Here is a 15,740-nt window from a genome sequence, read left to right as displayed (position 1 = left end):
ATAAAAAGGCAGATAGTTCGTCCCTTGACGACGCGAAAGCGCTAAAAGACAAAGCCCTCGGAAAGAGGGCTTTGGTTGACATCATAGTGTGATTTGAACTGCGAAGAGCTATTCGCTATTGCTGTGCATGGCTTTGCGGATGCACAGGGCTGCACCACCCCATGTGACGGCAAAGCCGATAAGCATCATAATAATTGCGCCTGTTGTCATGAGTCTGTCTCCATATCGCGAGCGGGGGTAGTGGTGCTGTTAACAATAATACCTACCACGAGCATAGCAGCGACCAAGCCCCAACCTAGGGTCAGTAGTTCGAATTGCGCGTAACCACCATAGCCTTCGTTGAAGGTGTCAATCAGGTTTTTCACCAAGATCACCGCCAGCATAATAGGGCTGATAAAGCGGATACAAATTTCCATCCACTGACCCACGCTGAACTCAGAGACACGGTTTACATATTGACGAATGTCGGACAATTTAACCAGCCAACCGACCAGCAATAGCTCAAGTAAGCAGCTTGTAAGCAGTGCAACGTTGTTGACAAAGTAGTCGACCAAATCAAGCAGCAACAGGCCGCCATTTGTTGCAAACGCCATTGATACGACAAAGCCCACACCACATACGGCTGTCGCCGCTTTTTGACGGGTGACGTTGAGCTTATCCATGATGGATGAGGTCACGGCTTCAATGATCGAAATGTGTGAGCTCAAGCCAGCAACAACCAATGCCAGGAAGAACAATGGACCAAGAATATAAGGAACAGGCAGTAAGTTAATGGCGGCCGGCAGAGTCACAAATGCCAGACCTACACCACCACTGACAACATCGGTAATCCCTTTACTTTGCTCTGCTGCCATGTAGCCAAGGATTGAGAAGATCAGTACACCAGCCACGATAGAGAAGCCGCAGTTTATCAGTACCGTCATCAGTGCATTGTTGTTGACGTCAGATTTTTCCGGCAAATAGCTCGAGTAGGCAAGCATGATGGCAAAGCCCACCGACAGCGTGAAGAAGATCTGTCCATAAGCGGCGGACCACACACTGGCATCGGCCAATTTGCTAAAGTCAGGCGAGAACAGATAATTCAAACCATCCAGTGCACCTGGCAACATCACCACACGGCCAATGAGCAACAACACCATGATAAACAGCAAAGGCATCATGATTTTGCTGGCTTTTTCGATGCCGCCTTTCACGCCACGGAAAACGGCTGCATAGGTGATTGCCCAAGCAATGATCATTGGAATCGCGATGTGCAACTGCCAATCACCCAAGCTGGTGGGAGAGTTTTCACCGAGTTTTAGGTAATCGGAAAAGAAGAAGGCGTTGGTGTCTGTGCCCCAGTCTTGCCCGAACGAAAAGCCAAAGTAGGAAATGGCCCAGCCTATCACGGCAACGTAGTAAATCCCGATCGTTGCGGCGATTAAGACTTGGAACCAACCCAGCCATTCAAATTTGGTATTGAGCTTAGAAAACACCACGGGCGATGACCCACGCAGTTTTTTCCCTAAACCAAATTCCATAATCATAAATGGAATACCCGCAGTGAGCATGGCAAAAAGGTATGGAATAAAAAAGGCGCCGCCACCGTTCTCATAGGCCATATAAGGGAATCGCCAAATATTCCCTAGCCCGACTGCTGACCCCACGGCAGCCAGGATAAACCCGGCACGTGAGCCCCATTGTTCTCTTTTCATATCTACTTACTCCTTTGCGAATCGCCTTTCTTTACGCGCATCCAAATAGGCAGTGTTGTGAAGCTGCTTTTTTTGGCCGATATGAAAGAAATAGCACATTCCCGCAATATTGATTTTTAACTTCCTGTTGCCCGAATGTTGAATTTTTTATCTAAAGCGGGCAGTCATTGCACATTAAGCACAGCGTGGGGCTAAATCAATAGCCATAAAACCAACAAGTTAGCAAAAAAGTGTGGGTTTGCCTGGTGTTCGGCTGTTAAGGTAGATATAAATGGCGCCTTGTTAACTAAACGTAGTGATAAAAACTGTCTTAATTATCAATAAATGGTGATTAATGGTTATTTTTGTTCGCTCACTAATTGATGAAAAAAACAACGCAATGTCGCGCATAAGCCGTGCCACGGCGCCAGAAAACATGATCTGGTCAGCAGAATTTTGGGCAGCAAAGACGCACACTAAATGTGGTTTATACTTGTTATAGCAACGTTATCACCTAGGAGAACATCATGAATATAAACCTGACTTATGCATTAGCGACCGCAGCCTGTGCATTAGGCCTCATTTTTACGTTTGCCGCCGTGGCAGTGATGGCCTAACAATCTTGTGTTGCCCTTTGCGCACTCCAATGACGAGGCGGTACAAAGGCATGCGCTAGCACAGTGTCACATGACGCGTTAGACTGTGGCGTTGTACTAAATAAAAACAGCTAATAAAAACAAAATTATAACGCTAGGTGTGAACGTAAGGGGCGAACGTGGTAGGAACCAATCAAGCCGTGCAATCTAGGGCTTTGACCGACAATGCGCTGGCAGCTGGCGCACAAAATGGCATGTATTCAAGACCGCAGCGTATATCGTTAGTGCTGCAAGGTGGCGGACAACGCGGGATCTTTACCGCGGGTGTGTTGGATGCGTTTTTAACCCACCGATTTGACCCCTTTGAGCTCTATTTTGGTACGTCTGCAGGGGCGCTCAATATGAGTGCATATGTCTGCCAACAGTACCAATATGGTTACCGCTTTATTACTCAGCTCACCACGCAAGAGCGCTTCTTCCATTTAATGAAGTATGTTCGCCGACAACATTACATGGACTTAGACTGGGCGCTAGACACGGCACTACCTGGTAAAGAAACGGCGCTGGATATGGAAGCGGCGCGGCATCATCTGCAAAACCGTTATGCCTACGCCTGTGCGACTGACGTAGATTCTTTGCAACCGGCCTTTTTCTCACTGACAGAAGACAGCTGGCCAGATGCCTTGAAAGCGACCTGTGCCATTCCGCTGCTATACCCGCATCCTGTCAACATTGGTGAGCACCGCTATGTCGATGGTGGAGTAACCGCAGCGATCCCAGCGAAAGAGGCGTTCGCGCGCGGGGCGGATATTATCGTTGTGGTTCGCACCGAGCCTGTGGTTGAACAAGAAAAACGTGATGATGAAAACCGTCGATTCCTCGAAACACTGCGCGAGCGTCTAGAGACCAAAAAGCCGCAATTTAAGCTTTCTGATTATTTGTCCAATTTTGAGTCTAAATATCGACTCGCCCGCTTTGAGACCTTCCAAAAAGAGCTGAGTAAGCAGTTGGGGGAGCTTTCGGAGCGCTATAAATCAGGAAGAGAGCAATTAGTCAGTCGTGTGCGAGACAGCATGAAAGAAAAAGCGATGCAAAATGGTGGGCGTTGGCTGTTTGGCGGTGACACGATTTATCGGCTGCAGTCTTTATCGGGCAAGCCATTGAACACGGAAATGCTTAAAATGCTGACCACACATTATCAAAGCTACCAAAGTGAATTGCAGTTTTTGGCCTCACCCCCGGCGCGAACGCAAGTCTTACAAATTGCGCCGAGTGCGCCGCTACAAAGTAGTGCCTTATTAAGTAAACCCGAGGCGCTTGAAGCTGATTACCAGTTGGGTGTTTCCCTGGGCAACCAGTTTTTGCGCCAATATGGCGATTCCTTGGTCTCTTTATCGTCAATCGATAATCCACGTTTTGAGTCAACCACGGTACAAATGCCGCATCAAGGTCAGAGCTGATGACAGAGTTCGAAAAAATGCAGCGTGGCCTGCCTTATTGTCCCGCGGATGAAGAGCTGACTTTATTTCGATATGCCGCGCGCCGACTTTGCCAGCAGTTTAACCGGCTTGATCCTGAAGATGCGACTAGTTTAGCCGTGGTGACCACCAAACTATTTGCGCGTATCGGCGATAACGTTGAAATCGATGCACCTTTCTTTTGCCATTATGGGATGAATATTCATTTGGGGAGCAATGTGAGTGTGGGGCCAAATTGCACTATTTTAGACGGTGCCCACGTCAGTATTGGTGATAACGTTAGTATTGGCCCTAATGTTGGGATCTATACCACGCGTCATCGCGTATTGCCTCTAGATATCGCCCGCGGTGAATGTGAGTCCTCTCAGGATGTGATCATCGGGAATAACGTCATCATCGAGGGCAATACCGTGATAAAAGCAGGTACGGCGATCGGCGAAGGAGTCGTGATTGAAGCTGGGTCAGTCGTTGATACGGATATTGAGCCTTTCTCAATCGTAGCCGGTAATCCGGCTGCAGTGGTGCGGCGTTTGCAGTGATGAGGGCAGAGATAAGGTGACAGGTACCTACCAATACGATTTTATCGCATCCTCCCTATAAATGTTATAATATAACATTTTCTAATTGGCATACTGATGTGGGTATAGTAATGTTAGCGCCTTCATCGGGTATCAGCAGTAAGAGATAGACGCAGAATGGTTAAAGTTAGGGCCCGAGTGCCGTTGAAAGTCGGGGTGGGAAGTCAGATCCCAGCAGAGATCCTTTCCTTCCATGGTTTAGAGTCTGAGCAAGAGCACGTCGCGCTAATTTTCCAACAAGCCGATAAAAAAGCCGATCCGCCTCTGGTGCGCATGCATTCCGAGTGCTTAACCGGCGATGTTTTTCATTCCTCGCGGTGCGATTGTGGTGAGCAGCTTGAAGAAACCATCCAAAAAATGGGTGAGGATGGGGGAATTATTCTTTATCTTCGCCAAGAAGGGCGTGGGATAGGGCTATATAACAAGCTAGATGCCTACAAGTTGCAAAGCGAAGGCATGACCACCTATGAAGCGAACAATCATTTGGGCTTTGCGGATGATTTGCGTGATTTTTCAGAAGCGGCACAGATGCTAAAAGCACTTGAGATCAACTGCATTCGTTTGGTGACCAACAACCCGAAAAAGATTGAAGAGCTGCAAGCTGCGGGCATTACCTTAAAAGAAGTGATTGGCACCAAAGCGCACCTCAAAGATGGTAACCGCAACTATCTCAAGGCGAAAATCGAGCACGGCAAGCATCGTCTCAATATTGAGCAAGATTAAACATTCGTCGCTAAAATTGGCTAGTTTGCCAGCTAGGCAGTGACAATCACTGTCTAAATTCGCTACATTACTGCCATTATATCAGTCATTGCTCAAGGAGGAGTCATGCGTGTGCAAACATGGCATTATCTCTTTCCCCCATTGCCTCCCGTGGCTATGATCATTGCGATTGCAATTGGCTTATTACTGAGCCATTTCTTTCCTTTTTCGCTGGTGCTGGGTGCCCCGATGTGGGCTGCCTTGCCGCTGGGGTTAGCCGTGGGGTTATTAGCCGCAGCTAAATGGGCGTTTCATCGCCATCACACCACGCTTGATCCGCTACAAATGCCCTCAGCGCTGGTGACGACTGGGATCTATCGCTATACCCGCAACCCTATGTATCTGGCGTTGGTACTCATCATCGCCGCAGCTGGGCTTTATTTTAATGCGCTATGGTGCTGGGGGATGATTCCTGCCTTTATGTCCTACCTATCCGCCACATTTATTCCTGCTGAAGAAGCCCGTTTATCACGCCAATGGCCTGATGACTTTGACGCTTATTCGGCCCGTGTCCGACGCTGGTTTTAGGATTAGATAAACTAATCTTTAGTATAATAAAGAATCGGGATCGTTATTATCGACTCTGATTGCGACACGCTCTCTTAAAGCCTATCATTCGCCTGTCTATCATCAGGTGGCTGGGTGGGCTAGGCCTTTAGTCTCAACCTCGCTACCTGTTCCTTACTTATTTTCGCATAATTATTTTTAGGAGTGCAGGTATGTCCTCGGCAATGCCTATGGGCAAGCTATTGCTATTGATCGTTCTATTAGCGGCGGTTGGGCAAATGACTCAAACCATGTATGTACCATCCATCGGTGCAATGGCAGACGACTTCGCCGTATCGCCCGCTTGGCTACAAGCGGTGATGGCTTGTTATCTTATTCCCTACGGGTTATCGCAGTTTGTTTATGGTCCTGTCTCCGATCGCATCGGCCGTAAGCCCGTTATCTTGTTTGGGTTAGCATTGTTTTTAGTCGGGACGGCTATCACCTTATTGGCGACCTCCTTTGCGATATTTTTACTGGGCAGTATGGTTCAAGGCGCGGGGATTGGCTGCGGCGGTGCCATGGCGCGCACCTTAACCCGAGATTGTTTTGCAGGAGCCAAACTGCACCGCGCCAATAGCCTAGTCAGTATGGGACTGATCTTTTCTCCTTTAGTGGCTCCGCTTCTAGGAGGGGTTTTAACCGAGGCGTTACATTGGCGTGCCAGTTACTTCTTTTTATTGTTGCTCGGTGTATTGGTTTATACAGTCATGGCTTGGCGGTTTAGTGAGACTTTGCCTGCCGATTTGCGCCAACCTGGTCATTTTAGCGCGCGCTATCGTCATGTGATGCGATCACGTCAGTTTAAAGGCTATTTGCTGTGCTTAATTACCGTTTTTTCCGGTGTATCTTTATTCGAGGCGGCGGCAGGTGTGATCATGTCAGAGGCGTTAGCGTTGTCTCCGAGTGTGATCAGTTTGCTGTTTGTTGTCCCTCTGCCGGCATACTTAGTCGGGTCAGGGTTGTCGAGCCGGCTTTCCGAGAGTATGGGGTATTATCCCACCCTGACATTGGGCAGTGTCTTAGCGTTGTTGGGGGCAGGTATCATAGGATTGCCCGGTATGCTCGGTGATGTTTCACTCTATGCGTTAGTGGGTGGCGGCTGTGTGTATTTTGCTGGTGCAGGTATTCTCTTTCCGGCTGCCAGTACGGGGGCGATTAGTCCTTTTCCTTATCATGCTGGTACGGCAGGGGCCATTCTTGGCGGCGCGCAAAATCTATTGGCAGGGCTGGTAACACTCGTCGCCAGTAGCCTCGGTGTGGCTAGCCAATTATCATTAGGGGTAATCATGCTGACATTGGCGACGCTGGCAAGCTTGGGGCTGGTGATCAGTTATCGCGCTCACGCCCATGATGACACGGACTCAGTGACCGTACTGTAATCATTCAACCGGTATTATCCAATGAAGTCAGCGCTAGTCCGTACCGATAACACTTAGTCATGTTTCCGCGACGGGATATCTACAACTGGACGCCGTGGGCGGCGCAGTCGCATCCACAACGGCAGCATCTGTCGCTGCCGTTAACCTATGGAGCGGGGTTAATGGATCTGTGTTGGGCTACGCTTCCACAATAAATGACAGAATTTATTATCCGGATCTCGACTGATGAGCATACGAACAAAGACTTCATCTAACACCTCAGCGCCAGCTAAACCCATTTGCACCTCGGCACACTGCGATAAGTCAACATCGGCGCCCACATGCTCTGGCCAATCGTTGTTTACCTCAACCACCACAGCGCCCCCTTCTTCTTCAAAGCGTGATTCATAGAGCATTAAATCGTCGAACTCTAAGTTGTCTGGGGCGGTTTCGGCAAAAATCTCGAACGCGATCTCTAGCACGGTCTCCAAGCTGAGTTGATTCTCTTGCGTCATGGTAAGCTCTCGTTGTCTGTATGTATGCGCACTATACCATGCTGTAAGGGGTATCTCAGCCGTGCCGTATCGGTTGACCTGCACAAAAGAGGTATCTAAAGCCTATCCGCGTTTGTCCTCTCAACCGTCGGCTCCCATGGTCAAATAGCCAACCTCTGGCTAAAATAAAAGCAGAACCACAGCTAGAGCGTTGATTTGTTTATGCAGATGACCAACAATAACGCGCGTACTCAAACCTGTGTGAAAGTCGTGACTCAGTTGCAATCCAGAAACGCCTATTTACCGGAGCCCGATCGGCGTGCCCCGTTCCAATCTGAATTTATTCCCGTGATGATTAAAGCGGTGAAACAACTACGTGGCTTGCTTGGCAAGCGGCTTCACAGCGTCTATGTGAGTGGCGATATCGTTTGGCGGCGAGCCGTGGTGAAAGAAAGCGTGCTATCGCTGACTGTGGTGTGCCAACACGCGCTGACGCTTGATCAATCGAACGCATTAAACACCTTGCTCTGGCGATTAAAAACCAGTCATAGCAAGGTGATCAGTGATTGCCATATCGATATCGTGACCGTGTCACATGTTAGAGATCTCTCACAAGTCTTTCATTGGGGGTTCTTTTTTAAACACAGAGCCATTTGCCTCTATGGCCAAGACTTATCGGTCAGTTTTGGTTTGTTTGAAGCCAGCTGGGAAGTGGCGAAGGCGATGAATCCAGATATCTCTGACAAACTCGCGCGTGCCAAACAAAAAATCACCGCCGCTACCACATGGAACACTCAGCTAAATACCGCACAAGCGATTGCAGACACCCTGATACGCGGTGCATTTGGTTTGGTACTTCATAAAGAAGCGCAGTGGAATGAATCACTCAACGAGTGTGCGGATGCTTTTATTAAACACTACCCGGATAAAAAAATGGCGATTGAGCGACTTTTTATCCTGCTAGAGCGCAAACCGGTAAAAAAACGTGCTGTCATGACCCTTCTCAATGACTTTGGCGATTGGTTGATCAAAGAATATGCGCGCATTGATTTCAAAATTGGATAGCGAACCATATCGTGTCTGTCGGCGTTGAGCGTTTGAGAATTAAACTTATTCTGTGAGCTAACCCGCCTCATTCCCTACAAGTGAGTAACAGAATCTGATCTTGGTCAATAAAACGGTGTAACAAACTTTTCACAAAAGATGGTTTGTTGAACTATAAAACCACCAGTAGGCATGTGTAATCTGCTTCCAGGGTGTATTTATTCAGTATTTATGACTAAATAGTTATTTACATCCTGTGTATGATTCGATAATCTGCATGCCAGTTAGTCACAGTGAGTGAATAATTAATCAGCATAGATGCTGACGCTCGCGGTGAGATAAATAAAAATTCAGGATTCAGACGTATGCAAAAAACTGACTCTCTCTCTACGAAGTCACCTTCGATGAGAAATATTCTGATGTTCGCAATCCCATCATTATTGGGGTTGTTCCTTTTTATGACGCCAGTCAGTTTCGGTGACAGCGTCACCATCCCGATTGCGGTGATGGCGAGCAGTGTCTTGGACTTACTAGGTAACAGTGCAACAGCGGTCGTCACTGCCTTAGTGGTGTTGAGTGCCGTCGTTTCAGTGTTGGTTACGCTGACTAAGCCTGCCGTTATTATGCGAAATGGCTTTCTCAATGGCCTATTCAATGTGTCACCCGTATGGCTAATTACCCGTGTTTTTGGTGCTGCCTTTATCGTGATGGCCTTTTATGGCTTTGGCTCACCGGTGATCATGGGTGAGACCACAGGTGCCTTTGTGCTCAATGAGCTGCTGCCGACCTTATTATCAGTGTTTATCTTCGCGGGCCTATTACTGCCGCTGCTTACGAGTTTCGGTTTGCTTGAATTGCTTGGCGCGATTTTCACCAAGGTAATGCGCCCACTATTCGGTTTACCGGGGCGTTCTGCAGTTGATTGTGCAGCGTCTTGGCTAGGCGATGGCAGTGTCGGTATCTTGATGACCAGTAAACAATATGAGCAAGGCTTTTATACTCAGCGTGAAGCGGCTGTAGTAGGCACCACCTTCTCTGCGGTTTCAATCAGCTTTAGTTTGGTGGTGATAGCCCAAGTTGACTTAATGCACATGTTTGCCTGGTTTTATCTCACCGTGTGTTTGGCGGGGATTGCTGCGGCGATTATCGTACCTCGTCTCCCACCATTAAGCTGGAAAAAAGATGCGCTTATCGATAACTCTGAGCGTGAAACCAATGACGAAGTCTTACCAGCTGGTCACAATACGCTAAGTTACGGGCTACAATGTGCCCTGACGCGTGCCGAGAAAATTCGCTCGGTGAGCAGTGTGCTAAAAGAAGGCGTACAAAACGCCGTTGATATGGTGTTAGGTGTGTTGCCGGTTGTGATGGCAATTGGTACGGCGGCGTTGATGGTCGCTGAATACACCGATGTGTTTAGCATCCTAGGGGCGCCATTTGTACCACTGCTTGAACTGCTGCATATCCCTGATGCGGTGAAAGCCTCTGAGACCATGGTAATTGGCTTTGCAGACATGTTTATCCCGGCCATTTTAGCGGCTGAGATCGACAGTGAAATGACCCGTTTTGTGATTGCTACGGTATCGGTGACCCAACTGATTTATATTTCGGAAGTTGGGGCGTTGTTGCTGGGCAGCAAGATCCCAGTCAAACTGTGGGAACTGTTCGTGATCTTTATTCTGCGTACGTTGGTCACACTGCCTGTGATCGCAGGGATTGCCCACCTGATTTTCTAATCAGGCACCCAGCCAAGCATCGCGTGAGTATGGATGCTAGATGAAAAACTAACGCCTCACTATTTGTGGGGCGTTTTTTGTTATTGTGTCCTCGTTGTTGTGATGCAAGCCCTCGCCGTATCAACCTCCTATGGGCAGCACGGGGTATATATTGGTATGCTGGACGCAACGATTAACGGGAGGCGGGATGAAAATAGTCACTCTTCATGGGTTGTACATGCACGGTGTGTTCTTAATTCCGCTGTGCGAGCGCTTAGAAAAACATGGCCATCAGGTGCTAAATGTTTCTTATAACACGCTTAACCCAGATCTAGATGATATCACCGCTAAGATAGATGCCTTTATTGGCGACCAGCCCGCGATCTTGATTGGCCACTCGATGGGCGGACTCATTATTCGCCGTTACTTGGAACAGCATACAGAGCAGGACGATAGACCGCTTCTTGATATTCGTGCAGTGATCACCTTGGGCACACCGCATCAAGGCGCGAAGTTGGCACGTATTTTTGGCGATTTGGGGTGGGGCGGCTGGTTGTTTCAACGCAGCGAAGAGGTGCTTGTCCCTGAAAAGGTCAAACCCTGGCAAAGCCTTCCACCATTACATAGCATAGCTGGCGATTGCCCGTGGGGACCGGCTGCACTGTTATTAAAAGACCAAATTTGCGATGGCACTGTGCTGGTTGAAGAGACCAAAATCGAGGGCATGACTAGCCATGATGTGTACCCGGTGACCCACATTGCGCTCCTGTTTTCACGCCGGGTCAGTGATCGTGTGATTCAGTTAGTCGCTCAATATGCGTCGGCGGCTGTGCCAGCCGCCGAGGGTTGAAGTGGTGACTATATAAGGTCACTTTAGTTCGGATGAGACGTGTTCCCCCACCCAACCCTTAATAAACGTCCCATCGGGGTCGTACTGTGCTGCTTGTTTATCGAGATTAAATCGGCGGCTGCCACGCGGGTCGGCGCCAACACCGGCTAGGTATTGCCAATTGCCATAATTAGCCGCTACATCAAAATCAATCAGTTGCTGCTCAAAGTATGCTGCGCCATAGCGCCAATCAACGCCTAATTCATGGATTAAGCAACTGGCGACCAATTGTCGACTGCGATTAGAGAGCCACCCCGTTTGTTTAAGTTGGCGCATCGCCGCATTGACGATGGGAAAAGACGTGGTGCCTTCGCGCCATGCCATAAAAGCTTCGGCATAAAAGGTCGTGAGTGGCCGTTTGTTAGCCACGCCTTTAAATGCAAAAAAACGGGCACCGTAGTGATACAGCATCCATTGGAAATACTCGCGCCACAATAGCTCGAAATATAGCCAATAAGTGGACTCGTTCTTCTCGACATTGCGCTCATAGCGGTCGAGCTCTGCAGCCACCCAGCGTACGGATAAACTGCCGTTGGCGAGCCAGGCCGATAAGCGTGACGAGAAATCCCAACCATCTAAGCCATTTCGCGTTTCTTTATAGCGCTGAATACGATGGGTATCCCAAAGGTAATGATTGAGCTGCGCGCGTCCGGCGATTTCACCGCCTTGATACGGTGCTATTCGGCGATCAGACAGGGGCGCGGGGTCGGATTTTATCTCTTTGATGGGGGCAGGCAACGACTCAGGCACCGGAAGCGGCAGGCGCGGTTTAATCCCACGTTTCTCCACCGCTTTGCGAAATTGGGTAAACGTGGCTGGAATATCCGGTAAATCAAAAGGCAGTTGGTGCTGGGTAAACAAGGTGTGGGCATCCGAGACGACCACTCGCTGTGGAAAGCGCTCGACCAGCATATCAACCTGATGACGCTCGTGCGTGCCTGGGTGGTCGGTCACGCCAATAAGATCAAACTCGTGATCCATACACAAGTTCGCCACCACCTCTAGCGGCTTGCCGGTACGAATGATCAGCTTTTGTCCCATCGCATCCAGCGCGCGATGCAGCTCGGTTAAGCTTTGCCACAAAAACGCTTCTCGTGGGGCTCCGAGGTGCTTGCTTTGAAAGTGATCCGCGCGATACCAACTTGGATCAATCACAAACACGCAGGTCAGTTGATCGCAGCTCGAGGCTAAATTGGCGAGCGCAGGGTTATCATGTATTCGAAGGTCGTGGCGAAACCACATTAATCCGCGTTGCATACATCTCTCCTTTTTCTCACCAATACGCCAAGAGGCCGTCACCGGATTGCTTGATGCGTCTCGTTGGCTGACAATTCATCGACATCGAATGTAGCAAAGCCTCTCGCTTACATTAGCGACTTAACTGTTGTGGGTGAGTGTAGTGGCTAGGAGCTAGATCTGTCGCTGCCGTTGTGCCCACATACCAATAAAAATAAAGGTCGCGACCAAGCCGGCAAAAAGCCAATGATCCGGCCATCCGCGCATTTGTCGTGCCAACCAAGGGGAGACGGCGATAATAAAAGCACCATAACCAAAGGCATTGATCGCCACAAAAACGAGTGTACGCACGATAAAATGATGGCCGGTCAGTAAACGGCGTAGCGTCCGATTGATATCATTGCCAAAAACCACCAACAGTGACGCGACAATCGCCACTGCAATATCACTGAGCCATGGTGTTAACCATGCGCCAGCTTGAGAAAACCAAGAGATTAAAATATTCATAACGATTTACACTGTGTAGAATGCGGCTAGGTTACTGATTTCTGCTAGCGACTTCCAGCGTGGACTTGGCCCGCGGGAACGCACGATGTAAGGAGAAGGCATGAAGATCGCATCGATCGGGTTAGGGGACATTGCACAAAAAGCCTACCTGCCATTGATGGCCAACTGGCCGGGGCTGGAATGGGTATTGTGCAGCCGTGATAGCGCGAAACGGGCGGCGCTGGCCACGCAATATCGTGTGAGTGAGACCGCAAGTGATATCCACGAGTGCTTAGCCTCAGGGGTGGATGGGGTGATGATCCACAGCGCCACCGACTCGCATGCGGCCTTAATTCGTACCTGCTTACAAGCAGGGGTGCCAGTGTTCGTCGATAAACCTGTTACCCCATCAGGCGCTGAAGTTGAAGCCTTATTCAACCTCGCAGAGCAACAACAAATCCCCTTGTTTGCCGGCTTTAACCGGCGTTATTTGCCTTTGCTCAACACCCACCTTAATGGTCAGCGCCCTGAAGATGAACTGGGCACACCGCTTTTATCGCTGCGTTGGGAAAAACATCGTCATGCGTTGCCCGATGCGCCACGTCGTTTTATCTTTGATGATTTTATTCACCCGCTCGACAGCATTAACGTCCATGGTGACATCAATATTGATGACTTGGATGTGTTTGCGCAATTTAGCGAGGGCTTGCTCGGGCGTTTAGACGTGCGTTGGCACCGCGATAATAGCTTGTTTGAGGCCAGCATGAACCGCCAGTATGGGGTCACCAAAGAAACCATTGCTGCGGCCTATCGTAACGAGTGCTATTTCTTTGATGGCTTTACCCGTGGTGAACGCATGCAAGATAACGTTACCACACAGCTCACCTTGCCAGACTGGACGGGGATGCAAGCGAGCAAAGGATTTGCTGCGATGCTCAGCCATTGGTTTGAGGTAATCAGCGAAGGGCGGGTTGATGCTGCTCTCACCGCTCGTAATGTGGCGAGCCACTGGGCCGCGGAAGATTTGGTTGCCTATTGTGAGGCGCTGCGTGATAGCCCCTAGGGCTCGGCGCAGCACGCTGTGGATGGTTACGCTTCGACCGGATTAGCCGTGTGCGAGTGAGTTAAATAAGGCATTAGCAACTGGCGAACATTAAAACTGACGTTTAACTTGGCCGCCAATAAATACAACCCGGCAATTTTACGATGTAAAAACAGCGCATCTGCTGGTGGTGTGTGCCAATAGCCTTGCTCCATACTCAGTGCCATCCCTCGGTTACGCAAACGGGTCGCCAAATCTGCTTCACCAAAGTTAAATGGCGTATCGGTTGCGATCGGCTCACAAGCCGTATTCACGAGCTCAAGTACACTGGCTTTTTGCTCAGGCAAGATATGATCGGCAAAAAAGCCAATTTGGCTCAGTGCCGCCTCAATCCCTGCGTTGTCTTTTTCAATCGCCGCTAAAAATAGCTTGCGATAGCCATCGGTAATGGTCGGAGCATACTGACGGGTGGCGCCAAAATCGAGCAACACCACACGCCCGGTGTCAGGCTGATACAAGTAATTGGCAAAGTTGGGGTCGGTTTGCACTTCACCGAATACAAACACCTCCTCAAACAGTAACTGGAACAATCGAGTGATCACATGGTGGCGAATGCTCGCTGAAGCTTTGTCAAGCCGCTCAATCGGCTCTCCCGCCATATAGCTCATGGTGAGAATGCGATCGGAGGTAAGGGCCGAGTGCACTCTTGGCACCACCAAACCGTTGGCATTTTTCAAATGGTCGCCAAACCGAGTCAGTGCTTGTGCTTCTTTGCGGTAATCGGCTTCGTCATGCAGCTGCTGCTTGGCTTCATCGAGTAAGGCTTGGTAGTTGGCTTCTTTGGGGATCAGGCCACTTAAGCGCAGTAAAGTGATCACATTATCCACATCGTTATCAATGCTGTCTTTGATGCGCGGGTATTGCACTTTTACGGCTACTTTTTCACCGGCATCGGTGTAGGCTTCATGCACTTGGCCAATCGATGCTGACGCGATAGGTGAGAAACGAAAGTGGGTGAACTCAGCCTGCCAATTGTCGCCCAGCTCTTGATTGAGTACTGCTTTAAGCTGCGCCGGTGGCATGGGAGTAGCATTATTACGCAAACGGGCGAGCAGATCGCTAAGCTCGGGTGGGATCAGATCACCCGCATCCATCGACAACAGTTGGCCCACCTTCATTGCCGCCCCGCGCAAATCCGCCAGTTTGTCCGCCACGTGAGCAATATTGGCCGGCGACATCACCAAATCTTTACGACTCGGCCGATTGCCCTGGGCAAACTGTTTAGTACCTTCCCACGCCACATTCGACGCCACCCGTCCTGCTAAAGAGGCCAGCGCACCAAAGCGAGAAAACTTACCATGCGGCACTTTACGATTTTTCATAGCCACCTCCTGAATACCCACTAAGAATACGCGACGAACAGCGGAATGGTTTGGTAGGGGCGCGTGCAGAAAGTCACGTTTGTTGCCTTGCTCGCATACAGCAATCAGCAGAGGTGTAATGTATACCTCAGGGCTGCGTAGTTTGTTGCGGGCTGAAGTCAATAGCCTAGGAAGCCCTGAATTCAGATAATAAGTGCAACACTCATGGTTAAACTGGCGAGAGGAAGTCAACTGCTGATAGTGGTACGCTTCTCATCGCCAAAATCAAAACGTGATTACCATGAGTTACCAGCAGTTGACCGAAGGACAACGATACCAGATTTCTGTCCTTTTGGCCCGTGGCTGTTCACAAACAGTCATTGCCGAAACCCTTTGTAAGTCAAAATCAACAATCTCGAGAGAGCTAAGTAGGAACCGATTACCGGACGGCCGTTACGAGCCCGCTCAAGCTCAGCAGC

At 49.5% G+C, this 15,740-nt stretch carries 16 protein-coding genes; 10 read left to right on the top strand and 6 right to left on the bottom strand.

Annotated features, from left to right (window positions below; all coding sequences use genetic code 11):
* Positions 1-108: 108 nt before the first annotated feature.
* Positions 109-210, bottom strand: a complete 102-nt coding sequence (locus BZG74_RS15520; RefSeq protein WP_100297978.1) for a MetS family NSS transporter small subunit — start codon at positions 208-210, stop codon at positions 109-111.
* A complete protein-coding gene (locus BZG74_RS10440; RefSeq protein WP_077772544.1) occupies positions 207-1,694 on the bottom strand; it encodes a sodium-dependent transporter in 1,488 nt (495 codons plus the stop codon). Before BZG74_RS10440 ends, BZG74_RS15520 begins: the two co-directional genes overlap by 4 nt.
* 754 nt (positions 1,695-2,448) lie before the next feature.
* Here BZG74_RS10440 and BZG74_RS10435 point away from each other — a divergent pair.
* The 5 genes from BZG74_RS10435 (at position 2,449) to emrD (ending at position 7,015) form a co-directional block, all read left to right on the top strand.
* The gene (locus tag BZG74_RS10435; RefSeq protein WP_235605748.1) at positions 2,449-3,729 is read left to right on the top strand and encodes a patatin-like phospholipase family protein; all 1,281 of its coding nucleotides are present in this window, start codon (positions 2,449-2,451) and stop codon (positions 3,727-3,729) included.
* The gene (locus BZG74_RS10430) at positions 3,729-4,286 is read left to right on the top strand and encodes a sugar O-acetyltransferase (RefSeq protein ID WP_077772543.1); all 558 of its coding nucleotides are present in this window, start codon (positions 3,729-3,731) and stop codon (positions 4,284-4,286) included. Before BZG74_RS10435 ends, BZG74_RS10430 begins: the two co-directional genes overlap by 1 nt.
* 156 nt (positions 4,287-4,442) lie before the next feature.
* Positions 4,443-5,048, top strand: coding sequence for a GTP cyclohydrolase II (locus tag BZG74_RS10425; RefSeq protein ID WP_077772542.1), 606 nt, complete (start codon positions 4,443-4,445; stop codon positions 5,046-5,048).
* Between the two features lie 105 nt (positions 5,049-5,153).
* Positions 5,154-5,615: a methyltransferase family protein gene (locus BZG74_RS10420; RefSeq protein WP_077772541.1), complete on the top strand. Its 462-nt coding sequence runs from the start codon at positions 5,154-5,156 to the stop codon at positions 5,613-5,615.
* 191 nt (positions 5,616-5,806) lie between these two features.
* Positions 5,807-7,015 (top strand): multidrug efflux MFS transporter EmrD, encoded by a 1,209-nt coding sequence (gene emrD / locus BZG74_RS10415; RefSeq protein WP_077772540.1) that lies wholly within the window; start codon positions 5,807-5,809, stop codon positions 7,013-7,015.
* A gap of 158 nt (positions 7,016-7,173) precedes the next feature.
* Here the strand turns inward: emrD and BZG74_RS10410 are convergent, their stop codons facing one another.
* Positions 7,174-7,509 carry a DUF440 family protein gene (locus tag BZG74_RS10410; protein ID WP_077772539.1) on the bottom strand — a complete coding sequence of 112 codons (336 nt, stop codon included), beginning with the start codon at positions 7,507-7,509 and terminating at the stop codon, positions 7,174-7,176.
* Positions 7,510-7,716: 207 nt separating this feature from the next.
* Here BZG74_RS10410 and BZG74_RS10405 point away from each other — a divergent pair, with 207 nt between their 5' ends.
* The 3 genes from BZG74_RS10405 to BZG74_RS10395 all read left to right on the top strand — a co-directional run bounded on the left by BZG74_RS10405 (position 7,717) and on the right by BZG74_RS10395 (position 11,097).
* The gene (locus tag BZG74_RS10405) at positions 7,717-8,553 is read left to right on the top strand and encodes a hypothetical protein (protein ID WP_131825633.1); all 837 of its coding nucleotides are present in this window, start codon (positions 7,717-7,719) and stop codon (positions 8,551-8,553) included.
* A 344-nt stretch (positions 8,554-8,897) separates the two neighbouring features.
* Positions 8,898-10,268 (top strand): YjiH family protein, encoded by a 1,371-nt coding sequence (locus BZG74_RS10400; RefSeq protein ID WP_235605747.1) that lies wholly within the window; start codon positions 8,898-8,900, stop codon positions 10,266-10,268.
* Positions 10,269-10,455: 187 nt separating this feature from the next.
* Positions 10,456-11,097, top strand: a complete 642-nt coding sequence (locus tag BZG74_RS10395) for an esterase/lipase family protein (RefSeq protein ID WP_077772536.1) — start codon at positions 10,456-10,458, stop codon at positions 11,095-11,097.
* Between the two features lie 18 nt (positions 11,098-11,115).
* Here the strand turns inward: BZG74_RS10395 and BZG74_RS10390 are convergent, their stop codons facing one another.
* Both BZG74_RS10390 and BZG74_RS10385 read right to left on the bottom strand, forming a co-directional pair.
* Complete coding sequence (locus BZG74_RS10390) at positions 11,116-12,393, bottom strand: DASH family cryptochrome (RefSeq protein ID WP_077772535.1); 1,278 nt, start codon at positions 12,391-12,393, stop codon at positions 11,116-11,118.
* Between the two features lie 153 nt (positions 12,394-12,546).
* Positions 12,547-12,879 carry a DUF3392 domain-containing protein gene (locus BZG74_RS10385; RefSeq protein WP_069361264.1) on the bottom strand — a complete coding sequence of 111 codons (333 nt, stop codon included), beginning with the start codon at positions 12,877-12,879 and terminating at the stop codon, positions 12,547-12,549.
* 100 nt (positions 12,880-12,979) lie between these two features.
* On the opposite strand from BZG74_RS10385, the gene BZG74_RS10380 reads away from it, so the two are divergent.
* Positions 12,980-13,921: a Gfo/Idh/MocA family protein gene (locus tag BZG74_RS10380; protein WP_077772534.1), complete on the top strand. Its 942-nt coding sequence runs from the start codon at positions 12,980-12,982 to the stop codon at positions 13,919-13,921.
* Between the two features lie 26 nt (positions 13,922-13,947).
* Here BZG74_RS10380 and BZG74_RS10375 read toward each other — a convergent pair whose 3' ends face one another.
* Positions 13,948-15,288, bottom strand: coding sequence for an ABC1 kinase family protein (locus BZG74_RS10375; RefSeq protein WP_201247379.1), 1,341 nt, complete (start codon positions 15,286-15,288; stop codon positions 13,948-13,950).
* A 274-nt stretch (positions 15,289-15,562) separates the two neighbouring features.
* On the opposite strand from BZG74_RS10375, the gene BZG74_RS10370 reads away from it, so the two are divergent.
* A partial coding sequence (locus BZG74_RS10370) for a helix-turn-helix domain-containing protein (protein WP_158020644.1) occupies positions 15,563-15,740 on the top strand: 178 nt, incomplete at its 3' end.

The sequence above is a fragment of the Salinivibrio sharmensis genome, assembly GCF_001995985.1.
In the GTDB taxonomy this organism is placed as follows: Bacteria; Pseudomonadota; Gammaproteobacteria; order Enterobacterales; family Vibrionaceae; genus Salinivibrio; species Salinivibrio sharmensis.
Note: the sequence above shows the minus strand (reverse complement) of the source record. Positions and strands in the feature narration are given on the sequence as shown.

Bases quoted from the DNA above. Each gene is read 5' to 3' on its own strand.
- BZG74_RS15520 (WP_100297978.1), bottom strand. From the start codon at position 210: ATGACAACAGGCGCAATTATTATGATGCTTATCGGCTTTGCCGTCACA.
- BZG74_RS10440 (WP_077772544.1), bottom strand. From the start codon at position 1,694: ATGAAAAGAGAACAATGGGGCTCACGTGCCGGGTTTATCCTGGCTGCC.
- BZG74_RS10430 (WP_077772543.1), top strand. From the start codon at position 3,729: ATGACAGAGTTCGAAAAAATGCAGCGTGGCCTGCCTTATTGTCCCGCG.
- BZG74_RS10425 (WP_077772542.1), top strand. From the start codon at position 4,443: ATGGTTAAAGTTAGGGCCCGAGTGCCGTTGAAAGTCGGGGTGGGAAGT.
- BZG74_RS10420 (WP_077772541.1), top strand. From the start codon at position 5,154: ATGCGTGTGCAAACATGGCATTATCTCTTTCCCCCATTGCCTCCCGTG.
- emrD (WP_077772540.1), top strand. From the start codon at position 5,807: ATGTCCTCGGCAATGCCTATGGGCAAGCTATTGCTATTGATCGTTCTA.
- BZG74_RS10410 (WP_077772539.1), bottom strand. From the start codon at position 7,509: ATGACGCAAGAGAATCAACTCAGCTTGGAGACCGTGCTAGAGATCGCG.
- BZG74_RS10405 (WP_131825633.1), top strand. From the start codon at position 7,717: ATGACCAACAATAACGCGCGTACTCAAACCTGTGTGAAAGTCGTGACT.
- BZG74_RS10400 (WP_235605747.1), top strand. From the start codon at position 8,898: ATGCAAAAAACTGACTCTCTCTCTACGAAGTCACCTTCGATGAGAAAT.
- BZG74_RS10395 (WP_077772536.1), top strand. From the start codon at position 10,456: ATGAAAATAGTCACTCTTCATGGGTTGTACATGCACGGTGTGTTCTTA.
- BZG74_RS10390 (WP_077772535.1), bottom strand. From the start codon at position 12,393: ATGCAACGCGGATTAATGTGGTTTCGCCACGACCTTCGAATACATGAT.
- BZG74_RS10385 (WP_069361264.1), bottom strand. From the start codon at position 12,879: ATGAATATTTTAATCTCTTGGTTTTCTCAAGCTGGCGCATGGTTAACA.
- BZG74_RS10380 (WP_077772534.1), top strand. From the start codon at position 12,980: ATGAAGATCGCATCGATCGGGTTAGGGGACATTGCACAAAAAGCCTAC.